Here is a 6,101-nt window from a genome sequence, read left to right on the forward strand (position 1 = left end):
CCTCGTGCTGTTGGCAATCGATGTCCGCAACACCCATACCGTGGTCGGCCTGATCACGGGTTCGGGTGACCACGCCAAGGTGGCGCAGCACTGGCGGATTCGCACCGAGACCGAGGTGACGTCTGACGAACTGGCGTTGACGCTCGACGGCCTCATCGGTGACGACTCGGAACGCCTCACCGGCGCAGCCGGGCTGTCGACCGTCCCGTCGGTGCTGCACGAGGTGCGGGAGATGCTCGACCAGTACTGGCCGTCGGTGCCCCACGTCTTGATCGAGCCGGGGGTGCGAACCGGCATCCCACTGCTGGTCGACAACCCGAAGGAAGTCGGCGCCGACCGGATCGTCAACTGTCTTGCGGCATTCCACAAGTACGGCAAGGCGGCGATCGTCGTCGACTTCGGCTCGTCGATATGCGTCGACGTGGTGTCGGCCAAAGGCGAGTTCCTCGGCGGTGCAATCGCACCCGGCGTACAGGTCTCATCCGACGCGGCGGCGGCGCGGTCGGCGGCGCTGCGGCGTATCGAGCTGACCCGGCCGCGGTCGGTGGTCGGCAAGAACACCGTCGAGTGCATGCAGGCCGGCGCGGTGTTCGGCTTCGCGGGCCTGGTCGACGGTCTGGTGTCGCGGATCCGTGCCGACATCGACGGGTTCGGCGGTGAGGATGTCGCCGTTGTCGCGACCGGTCACACCGCCCCGCTGCTGCTGCCAGACCTTCATACGGTGGCTGACTACGACCGCCATCTGACGCTCGACGGGTTGCGGCTGGTGTTCGAACGCAACCGCGACAGCCAACGCGGACGGCTGAAGCAGGCGCGTTAGAAGAACGTGCGGATGAGTTCGACGACGCGGTCGTCGTCGTCGAGCACGGGGATCATCTGCCACTTGTCGAAGGTGGTGCACGGGTGCGAGACCCCGAACCGCAGCCAGTCGCCCACCTCAACGGTCGGTTCGTCGTCTGGGCCCAGCCGCAGGTATGCGTGCTGGTCGTTGAGCTTGGCGACCCTGCTGTCCGACAGCGAGATAGGCACCGGCATGTCCTGGTCGAACGAGACGTCGCGGCGGCCCATCGTCAGCAGCGCCAGATCATGCTCTGGCCGTGAGGTGACCTGCGCCCACACTTCGAGCGCCGGTCGCAGCCCCTCGCGTAGCGGTGATGTCCTCGCATACAGCCCGTGGTCGTGGGTGAGATAACAGCCGCTTCGGACGATGGTGCGCACATCCCGCCCCGCGACCGAGCCGATCGTCAGCACCTCGGCGACCGCGTCGAAGTAAGTACTGCCGCCGGCCGTCACGATGACACTCTCGGTCTGGAAACGGTCGGCCAGCCTTTCGACGGCCGATCGTAGCTCCAACAGATATGAGGTGACGCGCGCCGCCGCCGCCGGCGTGACGTCATGGCCGAGAGCCGCCTCGTACCCCGCCACACCGACCAGCCGCAGGGCGGGGCTCGCTGCGGCGGCCTGAGCCACCTCGTCGACGGTCGAAGCATCGCGGCAGCCGGTGCGGCCTCCGGCCATGCCGATCTCCACGCACACATCGACGGGTCGACCAGCGGCCGTCACATGCGACTCCATCTGCTTTACTCCGGCGACCGAATCCACCCAGCACGTCAACGCGAAGGCGGGGTCGCCGGCCAACTCGGCGGCCACCCATCGCAGTGCAGCGGCATCCACCAACTCGTTGGCCACTATGAAATCGCGCACACCGAAGGCCCGGTACACACGCGCCTGGCTGATCGTCGCGACCGTGACCGCGCACGCTCCCGACTCGAACTGGCGGGCCAACAGCTGCGGAGCCATATGGGTCTTGCCGTGGGGCGCAAGCTCGACTCCGCGGTCACGACACCACCCGGCCATCGTCTGCAGATTGTCCGACAAGGCCCCGGCACGCAGCACACACACCGGGCCGGGCACATCACCGACGCCGAGAATGGGGGCAACCGCGCAGACCTGCGCGGGGGTGCGGCCCCACCAGGAAGCGGGCAGACCCTTGAAACGCCAGTCCAGCGGCTCGTCCGCCAAGGCGGCGACGCCGGCTGCATCGATGGCTGCGGTCACGAGTTCATTTAAGCTGGCACGTCGTGACATCACCTGAGCAGCCCGACGAGACAGACATCCCCGAGCAGTTCCGAATTCGTCAGGCCAAGCGCGAGCGTCTGCTCGCCGAGGGCCGCGAGCCCTACCCGGTCGAGGTCGCGCGCACGCACACCCTTGCCGAGATCCGGGCAGCCTATCCCGACCTGCCCGTCGATACCGTGACCGGCGACATTGTCGGGGTCGCGGGCCGCGTCGTCTTCGCGCGCAACTCCGGCAAGCTCTGCTTCGCCACCCTGCAGGAAGGCGACGGCACCCAGCTGCAGACGATGATCAGCCTGGCCAATGTGGGACAGGACTCCCTCGACCGATGGAAGTCGGATGTCGACCTGGGCGACATCGTCTTCGTCCACGGCGAAGTGATCAGTTCCCGTCGCGGTGAACTTTCTGTGCTTGCCGACTCCTGGCAAATAATCTCCAAGGCGCTTAGGCCCCTCCCTGTCGCGCACAAGGAAATGAGTGAGGAATCGCGGGTCCGGCAGCGTTACGTCGACCTGATTGTGCGACCGGAGGCCAGGACCATCGCGCGTAAGCGCGTGGCGGTGGTGCGTGCGGTGCGCTCAGCGCTCGAGCGGCGGGGCTTCCTCGAGGTGGAGACACCCATGCTGCAAACGCTGGCAGGCGGTGCCGCCGCCCGACCGTTTGTAACGCATTCCAATGCGCTCGACGCAGACCTCTACCTTCGCATCGCACCGGAACTCTTCCTGAAGCGATGCTTGGTCGGCGGATTGGAGAAGGTCTTCGAACTGAATCGGGTGTTCCGAAACGAAGGCGCAGATTCAACGCATTCACCGGAATTTGCGATGCTGGAGACATATGAGGCGTACGGGACGTATGACGATTCCGCGGTGATGATCCGTGAAATAATTCAAGAAGTTGCGGATGAGGCGATTGGCACAAGAAAGGTGCCATTGCCCGATGGCACAATCTACGATCTCGACGGGGAATGGGCGACGGTGCAAATGTATCCGTCGTTGTCGGAAGCGCTCGGTGAAGAAGTGACCCCGCAGACGCCGGTTGAGCGGCTGTGGGAGTTCGCTGACCGGCTAGGTGTCGAGATACCTCGCGACCGCGGCTATGGCCACGGGAAGCTAGTGGAAGAGCTGTGGGAACACACCGTCGGAAACACGCTCTCGGCGCCCACCTTCGTCCGTGACTTTCCCGTCGAGACCACGCCCCTTACCCGTGCTCACCGCAGCATTCCCGGGGTTACCGAGAAATGGGACCTGTATGTGCGCGGTATCGAACTCGCGACCGGATATTCAGAACTCATCGATCCGGTGATACAGCGTGAAAGGTTCGCCGCGCAGGCTCGCGCCGCCGCGGCGGGAGATGACGAGGCAATGGCGCTGGACGAGGATTTCCTCGCCGCCCTCGAGTACGGGATGCCGCCTACGACGGGCACCGGAATGGGCATCGACAGGCTGTTGATGGCCCTGACCGGACTGTCAATAAGGGAGACAGTTTTGTTCCCGATTGTTCGCAGACAGATCAACTGAACCACTCTCTTCAAGCGGCTTGTTGAATGACCTTCATTTATGTGGCACATTGGTGCTGGGTTCAAACAATGAGCTGGGCACTATGTGCCCGTCAGAAGGGCGTGTGTGAGCAAATGGCTAAGAAAGTGACCGTCACCCTGGTGGACGATTTTGACGGTGCGGGCTCTGCCGACGAAACGGTCGAATTCGGCATCGACGGTGTGAGCTATGAGATCGACCTCACTTCCAAGAATGCAGCGAAACTGCGCGGCGACCTGAGGCAGTGGGTCGACGCCGGCCGCCGCGTCGGCGGTCGCCGCCGTGGCCGCGCAGTCGGCTCGGGTAGGGGCCGCGCGGCGATCGACCGCGAGCAGAGCGCCGCCATCCGCGATTGGGCCAGGCGCAACGGCCACAATGTCTCGACCCGCGGCCGTATCCCCGCTGACGTCATCGACGCATTTCACGCGGCGACGTAGTACGGCGACTTCGGCAACGTAACTCGCCGTTGCCATAACGTGATCCCGGCGTATCTGCCGGGATCGAGCTTTCGCTAGTGGCGAACTAGCGCAAGCGACGCCCCGGAAACGAATCGTGGGATCCAGGCGTTGCTCTCTTATGAAGCCCGGGTACAGGGCGGATGCCGCGTGATCGCGCATTCGGATGACTTATTGGCGAAGGACCGCCAAGCAGGGCACCCGGGACGGCCGCCCATTACAGTGGACGGCAGGTACGCGGTGTGGTCTGCAACCGCGCTTCGTACCGAACTATTTATGGAGAGCAGGTAACCACCGATGTTTGAGAGATTCACCGACCGTGCCCGCAGGGTCGTCGTCCTGGCGCAGGAAGAAGCCCGGATGCTCAACCACAACTACATCGGCACCGAGCACATCCTGTTGGGACTTATTCACGAGGGCGAAGGCGTAGCGGCCAAGTCGCTGGAGTCGCTGGGCATCTCGCTGGAAGGCGTGCGCAGCCAGGTCGAGGAGATCATCGGCCAGGGCCAGCAGGCCCCGTCCGGCCACATCCCCTTCACCCCGCGCGCCAAGAAGGTTCTCGAGCTCAGCCTTCGTGAGGCTCTGCAGCTCGGCCACAACTACATCGGCACCGAGCACATTCTTCTCGGGCTGATCCGTGAGGGTGAGGGCGTCGCCGCCCAGGTCCTGGTCAAGCTGGGCGCCGAGCTGACCCGCGTGCGTCAGCAGGTCATCCAGCTGCTGAGTGGCTATCAGGGCAAGGAGACCGCGGAGGCCGGTACCGGTGGCCGCGGCGGCGAGGCGGGCAATCCGTCCACCTCCCTTGTGCTCGACCAGTTCGGTCGCAACCTGACCGCCGCCGCGATGGAAGGCAAGCTCGACCCCGTCATCGGCCGCGAGAAGGAAATCGAGCGGGTGATGCAGGTGCTGAGCCGGCGCACCAAGAACAACCCGGTGCTGATCGGCGAGCCCGGCGTCGGCAAGACCGCCGTCGTCGAGGGTCTGGCGCAGGCCATCGTGCACGGCGAGGTGCCGGAAACGCTGAAGGACAAGCAGCTCTACACCCTCGACCTGGGTTCGCTGGTCGCGGGCAGCCGCTACCGCGGTGACTTCGAAGAGCGCCTGAAGAAGGTGCTCAAGGAGATCAACACCCGCGGCGACATCATCCTGTTCATCGACGAGCTGCACACGCTGGTCGGTGCGGGTGCCGCCGAGGGCGCCATCGACGCCGCTTCGATCCTGAAGCCGAAGCTGGCCCGCGGCGAGCTGCAGACCATCGGCGCCACCACACTCGACGAGTACCGCAAGTACATCGAGAAGGACGCCGCGCTGGAGCGCCGCTTCCAGCCGGTGCAGGTGGGTGAGCCGACCGTCGAGCACACCATCGAGATCCTGAAGGGTCTGCGCGACCGCTACGAGGCGCACCACCGCGTCTCGATCACCGACGGCGCGATGGTGGCCGCGGCGACGCTGGCCGACCGGTACATCAACGACCGGTTCCTGCCCGACAAGGCGATCGACCTGATCGACGAGGCGGGCGCCCGCATGCGTATCCGCCGGATGACCGCGCCGCCAGACCTGCGTGAGTTCGACGAGAAGATCGCCGACGCGCGCAGGGAGAAGGAGTCCGCGATCGACGCGCAGGACTTCGAGAAGGCCGCCAACCTGCGGGACCGCGAGAAGCAACTGGTCGCACAGCGCACCGAGCGCGAGAAGCAGTGGCGCTCAGGTGATCTCGACGTCGTCGCCGAGGTCGACGACAACGAGATCGCAGAGGTGCTGGGCAACTGGACCGGCATCCCGGTGTTCAAGCTGACCGAGGAGGAGACCGCCCGGCTGCTGCGCATGGAGGACGAGCTGCACCGCCGGGTCATCGGTCAGGAGCAGGCCGTCAAGGCGGTCTCGCAGGCCATCCGCCGGACCCGCGCCGGTCTCAAGGACCCCAAGCGTCCCGGTGGGTCGTTCATCTTCGCCGGCCCGTCCGGCGTCGGGAAGACCGAGCTGTCCAAGACGCTCGCCGAGTTCCTGTTCGGCGACGAGGACTCCTTGATCCAGC

The 6,101-nt window shown here is 65.3% G+C and carries 5 protein-coding genes; 4 read left to right on the forward strand and 1 reads right to left on the reverse strand.

Features of this window, described 5'->3' with window-relative positions:
* Positions 1–4: 4 nt before the first annotated feature.
* Positions 5–820, forward strand: a complete 816-nt coding sequence (locus tag QOC76_RS09615; RefSeq protein WP_526356597.1) for a type III pantothenate kinase — start codon at positions 5–7, stop codon at positions 818–820.
* Here the strand turns inward: QOC76_RS09615 and QOC76_RS09620 are convergent.
* Complete coding sequence (locus QOC76_RS09620; protein ID WP_526356598.1) at positions 817–2,058, reverse strand: alanine racemase; 1,242 nt, start codon at positions 2,056–2,058, stop codon at positions 817–819. The genes QOC76_RS09615 and QOC76_RS09620 overlap by 4 nt on opposite strands.
* Before the next feature lie 23 nt (positions 2,059–2,081).
* Here QOC76_RS09620 and lysS point away from each other — a divergent pair, with 23 nt between their 5' ends.
* The 3 genes from lysS to clpC1 form a co-directional block, all read left to right on the forward strand.
* A complete protein-coding gene (lysS, locus tag QOC76_RS09625; RefSeq protein WP_526356599.1) occupies positions 2,082–3,593 on the forward strand; it encodes a lysine--tRNA ligase in 1,512 nt (503 codons plus the stop codon).
* Between the two features lie 113 nt (positions 3,594–3,706).
* On the forward strand, positions 3,707–4,048 hold the full coding sequence (gene lsr2, locus QOC76_RS09630; protein WP_526356600.1) for a histone-like nucleoid-structuring protein Lsr2: 342 nt from the start codon (positions 3,707–3,709) through the stop codon (positions 4,046–4,048).
* A gap of 315 nt (positions 4,049–4,363) precedes the next feature.
* On the forward strand, positions 4,364–6,101 hold a 1,738-nt coding region (gene clpC1 / locus QOC76_RS09635), incomplete at its 3' end, for an ATP-dependent protease ATP-binding subunit ClpC (RefSeq protein ID WP_526356601.1).

It is taken from the genome of Mycobacterium sp., assembly GCF_032159565.1.
Taxonomy (GTDB): Bacteria; Actinomycetota; Actinomycetes; order Mycobacteriales; family Mycobacteriaceae; genus Mycobacterium.